Here is a 13127-nt window from a genome sequence, read left to right as displayed (position 1 = left end):
AGCCCTCCTCCGGCTCGGCCGGCCCATTACGCAAAGAGGCGGCCAGTCGTCCGACAGGCCGCCTCTTCAACCTAGCGCCGGTCGCGGACCTTCGCGACCGGCATTTGATCACTGATCAATAACGGCGCTGACCGTTGTCCCAGTAGCACTCGTCCTGGCGATTATCGTAGCAGTAGTAGTAGCGGCCTTGATTGTCGCGGTAGCGCTGCTGGTTGTTGCGGTCCTGGTTGGAGCCGCGGATGGCGCCGGCCGTGCCGCCCAGGGCGCCGCCAATCAGGGCGCCGGTCGCAGCGTTGCCGCCGCCGACGTTGTTGCCGATGATGGCGCCGGCGACGGCGCCCAGGCCGGCGCCGATGGCGCCTTGGCGGACGGTTTCGTTCGAACCGTTGTTATAGCCGTACGGGTCGCTGGCGCAGGCCGAAGCCAGCAGGCCGGCGCCGGCAATCGCGATAATCGCCTTTTTCATGATGAATTCCTTTGTCCCTGGGTGTTGGCCCCTGTGGGCAGCAAACGTGTCCTCGCGGCATAGGTTCCGCGTCGGCAAACCGCATCGGCAAATATGGTGACGCTTGGGCGGAACGACGGCGCGTGCGGGGCGTTCGGCCGCCATGACCGACGTCGCCCAACCCCCCTCCGATGCAGACGACAAAACTGCGTTGACGCCCCACGCCCAGATCCGGCACGCCGTGATGCTGGTCAATCCGCTGTCCGGAAGCGTGGGCCCACGCGCCGCCGGCGAGGCCGAAGCCCTGTTGGAACAGTATGATCTCAAAGCCGAGGTCGTATCGTTCGAAGGGGGCAACTTCGACCAGATCATCGCCGACGCCTTCGCCGCCAAGCCTGACGTGATCTTCGTTCTGGCCGGCGACGGCACGGCGCGCTCGGTGGCGTCGAAGGCCAAGCCGGACGGTCCGATGATCGCTCCTTTGCCGGGCGGCACGATGAACATGTTGCCCAAGGCGCTTTATGGCACCGCGGACTGGAAGCTGGCGCTGAAGCGGGCGCTGGAGGAGGGCGAGCCTCAGGCCGTTTCGGGCGGCGAGGTTCAGGGCGAATACTTCTATTGCGCCGCCATTCTCGGATCGCCCGCCCTGTGGGCGCCGGCGCGCGAGGCGATGCGGACCGGCAAGATCAAACTGGCCTGGCAATATGGCCGCCGCGCCCTGAAACGCGCCTTCTCCGGTCGGCTGCGCTTCAGCCTGGACGGCGGCGAGAAGCGCCGCACCGAGGCGCTGGTGCTGATCAGCCCGATGATCTCCAAGGCGATGGAGGATCCCATCGGACTGGAGGCCGCCGCCATGGACCCCAGCGACACAACCCAGGCCTTCCGCCTGGCTGCGACCGCCTTGTTCAGCGATTGGCGCCAGGATCCGGCCGTCTCGACCCGCCCGGCGAAACGGATCGAGGTGCGCGCCCGCTCGAAAATTCCGGCCGTGATCGACGGCGAGCCGCTGCTGCTCAAGCCCGAGGCCGTGATCCGTTTCGTGCCCAAGGCCTTCAAGGCTCTGGCGCCCAAGCCGCCCTCGGCCGAGGACAGCATCTAGTGGGACGCGTTCTTCAGTTCTCCGACGTCCATTTCGGCTGCGAGCACAAACGCGCCTGCGCCGCCGCCTTGGAATACGCCCACGCCACGCCCAACGATTTGGTGCTGATCACCGGCGACATCACCCAGAAGGGGTTCCCCGACGAGTTCACGGCCGCCGGCGAATGGATGCGGGCCATGCCCGAGCCGCGCTTCGTCATCGTCGGCAATCACGACGTGCCCTACTGGGACGCCATCGCGCGGGTCTTCCACCCCTGGCGGGCATTCGAGACGGCGACCGGCTTTCCGGCCCACGACGGCCAGTTCTGCAGCGATTCGGTCATGGTGCGCGGCGTCGTCACCGCGCGCGGCTGGCAGGCGAGGCCCAACTGGTCGAAGGGCGTCATCGATCTGGACCAAACGCGCCGTGCGGCCGAGGCCCTGCGTCAGGCGCCGATCGGCGCGCTGCGAATCCTGGCCTGTCACCATCCGCTGATCGAGATGGTCGGCACGCCGATGACCGGCGACGTCAAGCGCGGCGACGAGGCGGCGCTGATCTTCGCCGAGGCCGGGGTGGACCTGATCATGACCGGACACGTCCATGTGCCGTTCGCCATGCCCATCCCGCTGGCGGATCGCTGCTCCTACGCCGTCGGCTGCGGAACGTTGTCGCACCGCGAGCGCGGCGCGCCGCCCGGCTTCAACCAGATCGACTGGGACGCCAAGACCATTACGGTCACGGCCCTGGCCTGGGATGGAACCAGCTATCGCTCGCACCAGGTGTGGCGCCTGCCGCGCCGTCAGGACACCCGCAAGGCGACCACCGCGCCCCGGCCGGATAAGCCCGGCGAACTGGAGAAGGCGGTGGTCTGAAGACCTCAGACCCGTCCCCTCCTTCCGAAGCGGGGAGGTGGCCCGAAGCGTAGCGGAGAGACGGAGGGGTTCTTCACAGCATCACCGCCGCCGGCGGGATTTCAAAAACCCCTCACCACGCTTTGCGCCGTCTCCCTCCCCACGCTGTGGGGAGGGAGACGGCTTGGATTACCGGAACGGCGGCTCGTCGAAGGCGCGCAGTTTGCGTGAGTGCAGCTTGGAGCCTTCGCTGCGCATCAGGTCGACCGCCTGAATGCCGATCTGCAGGTGTTCGGAGATCGAGCCTTCGTAGAAGCGATTGGCCTGACCCGGCAGTTTGATCTCGCCGTGCAGCGGCTTGTCCGACACGCAAAGCAGCGTCCCGTAAGGCACGCGGAAGCGATAGCCCTGGGCTGCGATGGTGGCGCTTTCCATATCGATGGCGACGGCGCGGCTTTGGTTGAAGCGCAGGGCCGACTTGGAATAGCGCAGCTCCCAGTTCCGGTCGTCGGTGGTGACGACGGTGCCGGTGCGCAGGCGCAGCTTGACCTCGTCACCCGGCATGCCGCTGACCGACTTGGTGGCGTCATAGAGCGCGCGTTGAACCTCGGCGATCGAGGGGATCGGAATGTCGGGCGGCAGCACCGCGTCCAGCACATGGTCGTCGCGCAGATAGGCGTGGGCCAGCACATAGTCGCCGATGGTCTGGCTGGCGCGCAGACCGCCGCAGTGACCGATCATCAGCCAAACGTGCGGGCGGGTGACGGCCAGGTGATCCGTGATCGTCTTGGCGTTGGACGGACCGACGCCGATGTTGACCAGGGTCACGCCCTTATGGCCCGGTGCCGTCAGGTGATAGGCCGGCATCTGGTGCTTCTTCCACGCCGTGTCGCTGATCGCCGCCTCGGGATTGGGCGTGTCGCGCGTGATGATCACGCCGCCGGCGCAGGACAGGGTCTGATACGGCGAGCCGGGCGTCCGAAGCTGCTCGATGGCCCAGCGCACGAACTCATCGACATAGCGATTGTAGTTGGTGAACAGGACATAGGACTGAACGTCGTCCACCGGCGTGCCGGTGTAGTGTTTCAGCCGCGCCAGCGAGAAGTCGGTCCGCAGACCGTCGAAGTGCGACAGGGGGAAGTCGCCGCCCATTTCGAACAGGCCATCGGCGATCTCGTCGCCGATATGGGCCAGGTCTGTAGTCGGGAACCAGCGCGCAAGAGCCGCCGTCATCGACCGGTCCAGCGCGACTTCCAGCCCGTCCGTCACGTAGGGGAAGGGAATTTCCTGGCGCGAGACGCCGACCTCGAAGGTCGCATTATATTCCTGCTCCAGCAGGCCCAGCTGTTCGGTCAGATAGGGGCGGAACAGATCCGGGCGCGTGATGGTGGTGGCGTAGGTTCCCTGTTTCGACAGCCGGGCATAGGCGCGCGGCTCCAGGTCCTGGGGGCGATCCCCGTCCCAGCGGATGCGAAGTTCGGGATAGGCGAACACCCCTTCGGCGCGCTTGACCGGATCGGGCCGCGCGCCGGTATTGACGAAATCCCGCACGGCGTCGCGCAGGTTGGTCACGGATTGGGTGTAGAGGGTTTCGAGGCGGTCCAGCGCCGCCTGTGCTGTCATCTGTTCTGTCATGACTTCCTCTAGCGAAGCTTCGCGGCTTTGGCGAGGCGCCGCCCGTTCAAACCCGATTTCGCTGCATTGCAGCAATTTATGACGGGCGTGCGGTTGCGGATCGGGGCGTGACGGCGCATCTGGCCCGGATGTCTTCTTCCCTTGCGTCAGCGCCCGCCAAGAAGGAGCTCGGCTTCGTCGAGTTCGTCTGCCTCATCGCCCTGATGATGGCGCTGAATGCGCTGGCGATCGATTCCATGCTGCCAGCCCTGCCGCACATCGGCTCCGACCTGAACGTGGCGACCGACAACGACCGACAATGGGTGGTGACGGCCTATCTGCTGGGCTTCGGCGGGGCGCAGCTGTTCTACGGTCCGTTGGCGGATCGGTTCGGCCGAAAGCCCGTCCTGCTGTTCGGCGTCGGCGTCTATGTGATGTTCAGCCTGCTGGCGACCCTGGCGCCGACCTTCGAGACGCTGATCATGGCCCGTGTCGGCCAGGGTCTGGGCAGCGCCTGCACCCGCGTGCTGGCCGTCTCGATCGTGCGGGATCGTTACGAGGGGCGCACCGTGGCGCGGGTCATGTCGTTCAGCTTCCTGGTCTTCCTGGGCGTGCCGATCCTGGCGCCGTCGCTGGGACAATTGATCATGCTGGTGGGACCGTGGCGCTGGATCTTCGCCGGGCTGGGCCTGATCGGGGTCGGCCTGATGGTGTGGGCGTCGTTGCGTCTGCCCGAGACGCTGAAGCCCGAGGATCGGCTGCCGATCCAGGTCAAGCGGCTGACCGCAGCCTACAAGATCGCCCTGACCGACCGCACGGCCGTCGGCTACACCCTGGCCATGACGGCGATCACCGGGGCCCTGTTCGGCTTCATCAACTCGTCGCAGCAAATCTTCGCCGACGTTTTCCACGCCGAGGCGGCGTTTCCGGCCGTGTTCGCGCTGATCGCGGGCGGCATCGCCGTGGCCTCGATCGTCAATGCGCGGCTGGTGGTGAAGCTGGGCTCACGCAAGATTTCGCACACCGCTCTGATCGGCTTCACCAGCATCGCCGCCATTCATGCGGGGGTGGCGATCAGCGGTCATGAATCGATCTGGACCTTTGCGGTGCTGCAGACCCTGACCATGTTCTGTTTCGGCCTGATCGCGGGCAATTTCGGATCGATGGCGATGGAGACGATGGGCAAGATCGCGGGCACGGCGGCGTCGATCCAGGGCTTCATCTCCACCATCGTCGGCTCGCTGCTGGGCTTTGCGGTGGGCCAACAGTTCAATGGCACGACCATTCCGATGTCGGTCGGCTTCACCGTCTTCGGCCTGATCGCCCTGGGTTGGGTGCTGTTCGCCGAGCGGGGACGGCTGTTCCGGGCCCATCACGCGCCGGTCGCCGCCAAGGCTTGATCTTTTTCGCGTTTCCGCGCGTTCTCCGGGCCAATCGTCAAGATCAGCCCAGGAAAACCTCGATGACGCGCAAAGCGCTCGGTCTCGTCTCCGCCCTCGCCCTGGCCGCCGCCATGGGTCTGAGCGCCTGCTCCACCACGACGGGAGGGTCGGCCATGACCCCGCCCGCCATCGCCCCGGCGCCCGGTCCCGAAGCGGTGGACGTCCACACCCATGCCCGCCCCGAGATCGCCCGCGTGGTCGATGTGGCCCTGGACCTGACCGCCGACTTCAACGCCAAGACCCTGGCGGGCACGGCGACCCTGGACATCCTGGCGATCCCGGGCGCCAACGAGATCGTGCTGGATATTCGCGACCTGGACATTCAGGACGTGCGCGACGCGGCGGGTCAGCCGCTGCGCTATGTCGTCGGCGACAATGACGCCGTCCTGGGCCAGCCGCTGACGGTCTATTTTCCGGCCTTCGCAGCCAATGAGCGGCGCAAGATCACCATCCGCTATTCCACCCGCCCGAACGCGGCGGCGCTTCAATGGCTGAATCCCAGCCAGACGGCGGGCGGACAAAAGCCCTATCTGTTCAGCCAAGGCCAGGCGATCCTGACCCGCACCTGGGTGCCGACCCAGGACAGCCCCGGCATCCGCCAGACCTATTCGGCCCGCATCACCGCGCCCGAAGACCTGACAGTGGTCATGAGCGCCGATCATCTGACGCCGAACGGCGAGCGGGCCGCACCCCATTCTGAAGGGGGCGGGATGAAGACCTGGCGCTTCCGGATGGACAATCCGATCCCGCCCTATCTGATCGCGCTGGGCGTCGGCGACATCGCCTTTGCACCGTTCGACGGCCGCACCGGGGTCTGGACCGAGCCCAGCCGCCTGCGGGCCGCCCAATGGGAACTGGAGCCGACCGCCCAGATGGTGACGGCGGCCGAGAAGCTGTACGGCCCCTATCGCTGGGGCCGCTACGACCTCTTGGTCCTGCCGCCCTCCTTCCCGTTCGGCGGGATGGAGAACCCGAAGCTGACCTTCGCCACCCCGACCATCATCGCCGGCGATCGCTCGCTGGTGTCGCTGGTCGCGCACGAGCTGGCGCACTCCTGGTCGGGCAATCTGGTCACCAATGCGACCTGGAACGACTTCTGGCTGAACGAGGGCTTCACCGTATATTTCGAGAACCGGATCATGGAGTCGGTCTATGGCCATGACCGCGCCATGCAGGAGCAGGTGTTGGGCTGGGACAGCCTTCAGGACACGCTGAAGTCCCTGCCAGCGGCGGACACCCGCCTGCATCTGGATTTGAAGGGCCGCGATCCCGACGACGGTATGAACGACATCGCCTATGAGAAGGGCGCCCTGTTCCTGCGGACCATCGAACGCACCGTCGGACGGGATCGGTTCGACGCCTGGCTGCGCGGCTATTTCGACCGCAACGCCTATCGTCCGATGACCACGGCCATGTTCCTTGAGGACATCCGCGACAACCTGATCAAGGGCGACGCGGCGCTGGAAAGCCAGTTGCAGATGGACGCCTGGGTTTATCAGCCCGGCCTGCCGTCCAACGCCGTGGCGCCGGTGTCTCACGCCTTTGAGCCGGTGGATGCGGCCGCCGTCGCCTTCTTCAAGGACAAGGGACCGGCCTCGGCCATTCCGTGGTCGGACTGGAACACCCAGCAGCGCCAGCGCTTCCTGGGCTGGCGTCCCGAGGGTCTGCGGACGGGCGCCGACTGGCTGACAAATGCGCAGCTGGCCGATCTGGAGCGGACGCTGAACCTGGCGAACGAAGGCAACGCCGAACTGACCTTCGCCTGGCTGCAGATCGCCCTGGCCCATCGCTATCAGCCGTCGGTCGCCACGGCCGAGAAGTTCCTGACCAGCCAGGGCCGTCGCAAGTTCGTCCTGCCGCTGTTCCAGACCCTGTGGAACGAGGGCGACTGGGGTCGGGGTAATGCGCGGCGCATCTACGCCGAGGCCCGGCCGCTGTATCACCCGGTCACCAGCGGTTCGGTCGATCAGCTGGTCGGACGGCCGTAAGGCTAGAGGTCCACGACCGCCACGCCGGTTTCCGCCGACAGTCGTTCCGCCAGGACGGCGCGGTGGCAGCCGGCGTGGTCGGCCTCGAAGCACAGCAGGGCGACGGGTTTGTCGGCCGCCAGCGCCTTCAGCCGCTCATACTCGATCTGCGCCTGGGGCTCGGCCAGGTGATCGGCGAAGATGGCGCGCATCTCGTCGACACGGCCCTTGCGCGCCGCTTCACGTCCGGCCTTGGGCGTGCCCAGCCCGCGCAGGTGGACATAGTCGATCCCTTCGGCCTTCAGGCTTTCGCCCAGGATCGTCTTGGAAAAGCCGGCGCGGCGGGATGCGGCGACGGCGCGGACATCGACCAGGGTGTGCACGCCGGCCGTCTTCAGCCGCGCGATGACGTCGGCCTGGGTCGCGCCCTCGTAGCCAATGGTGAAAAGCTTCATCCGCCTCAGATGGGCGGCCGCGCGTCGAACGCCAGCGTGACCGTGAAGGCCCGCGTTGCGGTGCGGCGCCCTATCGTCTATCCCGCCGAAACGGATTTCGACTGGAGCTTTCCCCATGGCTGACCTCGCCCCCGGCGTCGTGACCCTCTTTGGAGGTTCGGGCTTTATCGGGTCGCAGGCGGTGCGCGCCCTGGCGCGTCGCGGCTGGCGCATTCGGGTCGCCGTGCGCAACCCGGTCCTGGCGATCGAAATCCAGCCGCTGGGCGATCCCGGCCAGATCCAGTTCATGCGCTGCGACATCACCAACCCGACGGATGTGGCGCAGGCCGTGCGCGGCGCGGACGCCGTCGTCAATCTGGTCGGCGTGCTGCATGACGCAGGCGGCAAGCGCGGTTTCGACGCCGTTCACACCGAGGCGGCCAAGACCATCGCAGAGGCCGCAAAGGCGGCGGGCGTTCAGCGCCTGGTCCAGATCTCGGCCATCGGCGCCGACGCCGCCAGCCCTTCGGCCTATGGTCGCACCAAGGCCCAGGCCGAGGCGGCCGTTCGCGCCGTCTATCCGGATGCGGTGATCCTGCGTCCGTCGCTGGTGTTCGGCGCGGGCGACAGCTTCCTCAATCGCTTCGCCGCCATGGCGACGATGGCGCCGGCCCTGCCGCTGATCGGCGGCGGCGAGACCCGGTTCCAGCCGGTCTATGTCGGCGATGTCGCCGAGGCCATTGCGCGCGGCGTGACCCGCGTCGATGCGGCGGGCCGGACCTTCGAACTGGGCGGGCCGAGCCTGTACACCTTCCGCGAGGTGCTGGAGCTGGTGCGTCGTGAGACGGGGCGCGACCGGATGCTGGTTTCGGTGCCCTTCATCGTCGCCAAGCCCCTGGGTTCGGTGCTGCAACTGAGCCGGTTCGTCGGCCTGACCCCGCCGCTGACGCGCGACCAGGTGCTGATGCTGGAAAAGGACAATGTGGTCGCCGCAGATGCGCTCGGCCTCAGCGATCTGGGCATCGACCATCCGGCCGGCATGGCGGCGATCGCCCCGTCCTATCTGTGGCGCTACCGCGTCGGCGGCCAGTTCGCCGAAGCGCCCGCCCACTAAAACCTTCCCCCTATGATGTCGTCGCCGGTCGCCATCGCGGCCAGCGGCGCCTTCTGTTCGGGAACAAAGAGTGCACAGCTTAAGGATGCCGGCCACGCGCCCCCAGTTTTCCTCGACCGATATGCCTGACCTGAACGACGCGCGGGCGTTGTTGGCGCGCGTCTGGGGTCACGCCGACTTCCGGGGGCTGCAAGGGCGGGTGGTCGAGCAGATCCTGTCGGGCGGCGATGTGCTGGCGGTCCTGCCGACCGGCGGCGGCAAGAGCGTATGCTATCAGATCCCGGCCATCCTGCGCCCCGGACTGGGGCTGGTGGTGTCCCCCCTGATCGCCCTGATGACCGATCAGGTCGAGGCGTTGAAGCAGCAGGGCGTCGCGGCGGCGCGGCTGGACTCCGGCGTGTCGTTGGACGAGCGTTCGGCCATCTGGGCGGCGGCGCGGTCGGGGGAGCTGGACCTGCTCTATGTCTCGCCCGAAGGTTTGGCGGCGGGCGCCATGATGGATCGGCTGGCGGAACTGCCGCTGAGCCTGATCGCCATCGACGAGGCGCACTGCGTCTCGCAATGGGGTCACGACTTCCGCCCCGACTATCGCAACCTGGGCCTGCTGGCCGAGCGGTTCCCCGACGTGCCCCGCATCGCGGTGACGGCGACCGCCGACGCCCGCACCCGCGACGACATCCTGCGCTCGCTGAGGCTGGAAGAGGCGACGGTCTTCGTCGACAGTTTCGCGCGTCCGAACCTGCAGTTGTCGGCCGAGCGCAAGGAGAGCGCGTCTCGGGCCAAGACCGATGCTCGGGTTATCGAACTGGTGCGCGAACGGCGGGGCAAGTCGGGCGTGGTCTATTGCGGCAGCCGCGACGGTTGCGACCGCGTGGCCCAGGCCCTGCGCGACGCCGGGACCAACGCCATCGCCTATCACGCCGGCATGGACACGAAAGAGCGCGACCGCCGGCTGGAACGCTTCTTGGCCGAGGAGGGCGCCGTCATGGTCGCGACCATCGCCTTCGGCATGGGCGTCGACAAGGCCGACGTGCGCTTCGTCATTCACGCCGATCCGCCGGGCAGCCTGGAGGCCTATTGGCAGGAGATCGGCCGGGGCGGACGCGACGGCGAGCCGGCCGAGGGCATCACCCTGTATGGGCCGTCCGACATCGCCTGGTCCTTGCGTCGGCTGGACAGCCGCCCGATGGCCGAGGAGGTCAAATCGGTCCAGGTGCGCAAAACGCGTCAGCTGTTCGCCATGCTGGACGGCGCCGTCTGCCGCGCCCAGGCCGTGCGGCGATACTTCGGCGAGCATGACGCCCAGCCTTGCGGCGTCTGCGACATCTGCGGCGACCCGCCCCAGCTTTATGACGCGACCGTCCCGGCCCAGAAGGCGCTGGCGGCGGTGCAGCGGCTGGGCGGCCGGTTCGGGCGCAACCGCGTCGTGGATCACCTGACCGCCCGCACCAAGGATGTGCAGCCGTGGGAGCAGCAACTGTCCACCTGGGGCATCGGGCGCGAGATTTCGCTGAACAGCTGGCGCGAGATTGTCGATCACCTTCTATTCGAAGGTCTGCTGGCCGAGGATCCCAATGACGGCAAGCCGCTGGTCGGGCTGGGCGATCCCGAGGCGGTGCGCGCCGTCTATCGCGGCGAGCGCCAGATCGAGGTGCGTCGCGCGCCTTTGAGGGCCGATACGGCCCCGCGTCGTCGTGACCGATCGGGCGAAGGGCGCAATGCGGCGCTGGAGACGATGGACGCGGACGTCCGCGCCCGGTTCGAGGCCTTGCGCGCCTGGCGCCGCGACCGCGCCTCGGAACAGCACGTCCCGCCCTATGTCATCTTCCAGGACCGGACGCTGCTCGAGATCGCCCACGCCGAGCCGGGCGACCTGAACAGTCTGGGCGCCATTTCCGGCGTCGGTCAGTCCAAGCTGGATCGCTACGGCAAGGGCGTGCTGGAGGCGCTGGCCGCTCTTTAGAAGGCGTCAGACTTCCGGCTTGGGCGGGGCGGTGATGACTTCGACGTTGTCGTTCAGCAGATAGGACAGTTCCGACAGGGCCGTGGCGCGCTCGGCCGGGTTGGCGGCGGCCTGAACGGCCTGAACCTTCTTGGGCATGTCTTCGGAAATGCCGCGCAGGATGCATTTCAGATCGCCGTCGGTGCCGCGTTCCTTCAGGATCAGATGGCCCTGCATGTCCAGGGCGGCCAGCTGTTCGGCCTGCGCCTTGAAGCCGGTGAAGGCCTGGCTGGTGAAGAAGGCGGCGTCGTCGGCGGCCTTGGCGGCGGCCCAACCGTCCACCACGGCCTTCAGGCTGGCCGAGCGCGAGATGATGTCGGCGAACAGCGGCTCGCCCGCCACCGAGACCGGCGCGCCGGGCGCGGCGGCCGGCCGTTCGGCGGCCAGGGCCACCGAGGGATTGGACATCGCTAGGGCGATCGTGAGAGCAAGGCCGCAGGACATGGAGGTGACTTCCTGTTTCAGCGTCCGCTGGGACGTTGAACCTGAATACGCCCCAGCCGTAAACGAGTGTTTACCCTGTCATTCCCGATGGAGACGACGATGACCCGCGACGCCGCCTGGACCGCCTTCGACCAAGCCGCCGCCGAGGCCGCCTCCGCGCGGATCGTGGATCAGTTCGCCGCCGATCCCGACCGGCTGGCGCGGATGTCGGTCGAGGCGGCAGGCCTTTATCTCGACCTGTCGAAGCAAAGCTGGACCAAAGCCGCCTTTGACGCTTGTCTGGACTTGGCGCGCGCCAGCGGCGTCGAAGGGCGTCGCGCGGCCCTGTTCGCCGGTGAGGCCGTCAATCTGACCGAGGGGCGGGCGGTCCTGCACCCGGCTCTGCGCGCTGCGCCGGGCGCCGACTTCAAGGCCTTGGGCGAGCCGGTCTCGGCCGAGGTGGACGCCGTGCGGGCGGACATGAAGGCCTATGCCGATGCGGTGCGGTCGGGCGCCGAGGCGGGCGCGACGGGCAAGACGTTCGAGGCGATCGTTCATGTCGGCATCGGCGGGTCAGACCTGGGGCCGCGCGTGGTCTGGGATGCGCTGCGCCCGCTGGACCCGGCCATCGACCTGCGCTTCGTCGCCAATATCGATCCGCGCGACATGGCCGAGGCGCTAACGGGCCTGAATCCCGAAACCACCCTGGTGGTGGTCGTGTCCAAGACCTTTACGACGCAGGAAACCCTGGCCAACGCCGAGGCGGCGAAGGCCTGGCTGGCGGCGTCGCTGCCGGCCGAGGGGATGACGAAACACTTCATCGGGGTGACGGCGGCGCCGGACAAGGCGGCGGCCTTCGGCTGCGGCCGCACCTTCGCCTTCCGGGACTGGGTCGGCGGGCGCTATTCGCTGTGGTCGGCGGTCAGCCTGTCGTGCGGCATCGCCTTGGGCTGGGACGTGTTCGAAAAGATGCTGGCGGGCGCCGCCGCGATGGACGACCACTTCGTGTCGGCCCCGCTGGAGCGGAACGGGCCGATCCTGCTGGCCCTGGCCCAGGTGTTCAACGTTGACGGTCTTGACCGGCCCGCCCGCACCGTCGCCCCCTACGCCCACGCCCTGCGCCGCCTGCCGTCCTTCCTGCAGCAGCTGGAGATGGAGTCGAACGGCAAGCGGGTGCATCGCGACGGCACGCCGGTGACGCGTCAGACCTGTCCCGTCGTCTTTGGCGAGCCCGGCACCAACGGCCAGCACGCCTTCTTCCAGCAAATCCACCAAGGGCCGCAGACCGTTCCGGCAGAGTTCGTGATCGTCGCCAGGACGCATGAGGACGCGCCGGAGTCGCCGCTTTGGTCGAATGCGCTGGCTCAGGGCCAGGCCCTGATGCTGGGCAAGACGACCGAGGCCGCCAAGGCCGAGGGGTTGGCTCAAGGGTTGTCGGAGGAGGAGGCGACGCGTCTGGCGTCCCACCGCACCTTCACCGGCAACCGTCCGTCGACGGCCATCGTCATGGAGCGGCTGACGCCCGAGACCCTGGGCGCGCTGCTGGCCCTGTATGAGCACAAGACCTTCGTTGAGGGCGTGATCTGGGACATCAACAGCTTCGACCAGTGGGGCGTCGAACTGGGCAAGGTCCTGGCCAAGGCGATCCTGAAGGACGTGGACGCGGGCGGCCCGTCGGAGAACCTAGATCCGTCCACGGCGGCCCTGTTGACGGCGTTGATGGGCTGACGCGAAAAGGGCCCGTCCTTGCCGGACGG

11 protein-coding genes are annotated in these 13127 nt (G+C 67.6%); 7 read left to right on the top strand and 4 right to left on the bottom strand.

Translation table 11 applies throughout. From position 1 onward, the window contains the following. Nucleotides 1–115: 115 nt before the first annotated feature. Nucleotides 116–466 carry a glycine zipper domain-containing protein gene (locus HNP47_RS11565; RefSeq protein WP_055754593.1) on the bottom strand — a complete coding sequence of 117 codons (351 nt, stop codon included), beginning with the start codon at nt 464–466 and terminating at the stop codon, nt 116–118. A gap of 142 nt (nt 467–608) precedes the next feature. Here HNP47_RS11565 and HNP47_RS11560 point away from each other — a divergent pair, with 142 nt between their 5' ends. Next, nucleotides 609–1544, top strand: coding sequence for a diacylglycerol kinase family protein (locus HNP47_RS11560; protein WP_184279674.1), 936 nt, complete (start codon nt 609–611; stop codon nt 1542–1544). Further along, nucleotides 1544–2395 (top strand): metallophosphoesterase, encoded by an 852-nt coding sequence (locus tag HNP47_RS11555; protein ID WP_184279673.1) that lies wholly within the window; start codon nt 1544–1546, stop codon nt 2393–2395. Before HNP47_RS11560 ends, HNP47_RS11555 begins: the two co-directional genes overlap by 1 nt. 168 nt (nt 2396–2563) lie before the next feature. Here HNP47_RS11555 and HNP47_RS11550 read toward each other — a convergent pair whose 3' ends face one another. Continuing rightward, nucleotides 2564–4009, bottom strand: coding sequence for an AMP nucleosidase (locus tag HNP47_RS11550; protein ID WP_184279672.1), 1446 nt, complete (start codon nt 4007–4009; stop codon nt 2564–2566). Between the two features lie 128 nt (nt 4010–4137). On the opposite strand from HNP47_RS11550, the gene HNP47_RS11545 reads away from it, so the two are divergent. After that, complete coding sequence (locus HNP47_RS11545; protein WP_184279671.1) at nt 4138–5388, top strand: multidrug effflux MFS transporter; 1251 nt, start codon at nt 4138–4140, stop codon at nt 5386–5388. 62 nt (nt 5389–5450) lie between these two features. Next, a complete protein-coding gene (locus tag HNP47_RS11540) occupies nt 5451–7418 on the top strand; it encodes a M1 family metallopeptidase (protein WP_184279670.1) in 1968 nt (655 codons plus the stop codon). A gap of 2 nt (nt 7419–7420) precedes the next feature. Here the strand turns inward: HNP47_RS11540 and HNP47_RS11535 are convergent, their stop codons facing one another. After that, nucleotides 7421–7852: a DUF488 family protein gene (locus HNP47_RS11535; RefSeq protein ID WP_184279669.1), complete on the bottom strand. Its 432-nt coding sequence runs from the start codon at nt 7850–7852 to the stop codon at nt 7421–7423. A 115-nt stretch (nt 7853–7967) separates the two neighbouring features. Here HNP47_RS11535 and HNP47_RS11530 point away from each other — a divergent pair, with 115 nt between their 5' ends. After that, on the top strand, nt 7968–8945 hold the full coding sequence (locus tag HNP47_RS11530) for a complex I NDUFA9 subunit family protein (protein WP_184279668.1): 978 nt from the start codon (nt 7968–7970) through the stop codon (nt 8943–8945). A gap of 121 nt (nt 8946–9066) precedes the next feature. Next, nucleotides 9067–10908 (top strand): DNA helicase RecQ, encoded by a 1842-nt coding sequence (gene recQ / locus HNP47_RS11525; protein ID WP_260394803.1) that lies wholly within the window; start codon nt 9067–9069, stop codon nt 10906–10908. A 6-nt stretch (nt 10909–10914) separates the two neighbouring features. Here the strand turns inward: recQ and HNP47_RS11520 are convergent, their stop codons facing one another. Further along, on the bottom strand, nt 10915–11391 hold the full coding sequence (locus HNP47_RS11520; protein ID WP_184279666.1) for a hypothetical protein: 477 nt from the start codon (nt 11389–11391) through the stop codon (nt 10915–10917). 99 nt (nt 11392–11490) lie between these two features. On the opposite strand from HNP47_RS11520, the gene pgi reads away from it, so the two are divergent. Then, the gene (gene pgi / locus HNP47_RS11515) at nt 11491–13098 is read left to right on the top strand and encodes a glucose-6-phosphate isomerase (protein WP_184279665.1); all 1608 of its coding nucleotides are present in this window, start codon (nt 11491–11493) and stop codon (nt 13096–13098) included. The last annotated feature ends 29 nt before the right edge of the window (nt 13099–13127 follow it).

The organism is Brevundimonas vesicularis, assembly GCF_014204545.1.
In the GTDB taxonomy this organism is placed as follows: Bacteria; Pseudomonadota; Alphaproteobacteria; order Caulobacterales; family Caulobacteraceae; genus Brevundimonas; species Brevundimonas vesicularis_B.
The sequence above is the reverse complement of the archived record's forward strand: the minus strand, read 5'-3'. Positions and strand labels throughout refer to the sequence as shown.

Coding starts and splice junctions, on each gene's coding strand:
- HNP47_RS11540 (WP_184279670.1), top strand. CDS start 5,451: ATGACGCGCAAAGCGCTCGGTCTCGTCTCCGCCCTCGCCCTGGCCGCC.
- HNP47_RS11530 (WP_184279668.1), top strand. CDS start 7,968: ATGGCTGACCTCGCCCCCGGCGTCGTGACCCTCTTTGGAGGTTCGGGC.
- pgi (WP_184279665.1), top strand. CDS start 11,491: ATGACCCGCGACGCCGCCTGGACCGCCTTCGACCAAGCCGCCGCCGAG.
- HNP47_RS11545 (WP_184279671.1), top strand. CDS start 4,138: ATGTCTTCTTCCCTTGCGTCAGCGCCCGCCAAGAAGGAGCTCGGCTTC.
- HNP47_RS11535 (WP_184279669.1), bottom strand. CDS start 7,852: ATGAAGCTTTTCACCATTGGCTACGAGGGCGCGACCCAGGCCGACGTC.
- HNP47_RS11550 (WP_184279672.1), bottom strand. CDS start 4,009: ATGACAGAACAGATGACAGCACAGGCGGCGCTGGACCGCCTCGAAACC.
- HNP47_RS11520 (WP_184279666.1), bottom strand. CDS start 11,391: ATGTCCTGCGGCCTTGCTCTCACGATCGCCCTAGCGATGTCCAATCCC.
- HNP47_RS11560 (WP_184279674.1), top strand. CDS start 609: ATGACCGACGTCGCCCAACCCCCCTCCGATGCAGACGACAAAACTGCG.
- recQ (WP_260394803.1), top strand. CDS start 9,067: ATGCCTGACCTGAACGACGCGCGGGCGTTGTTGGCGCGCGTCTGGGGT.
- HNP47_RS11565 (WP_055754593.1), bottom strand. CDS start 466: ATGAAAAAGGCGATTATCGCGATTGCCGGCGCCGGCCTGCTGGCTTCG.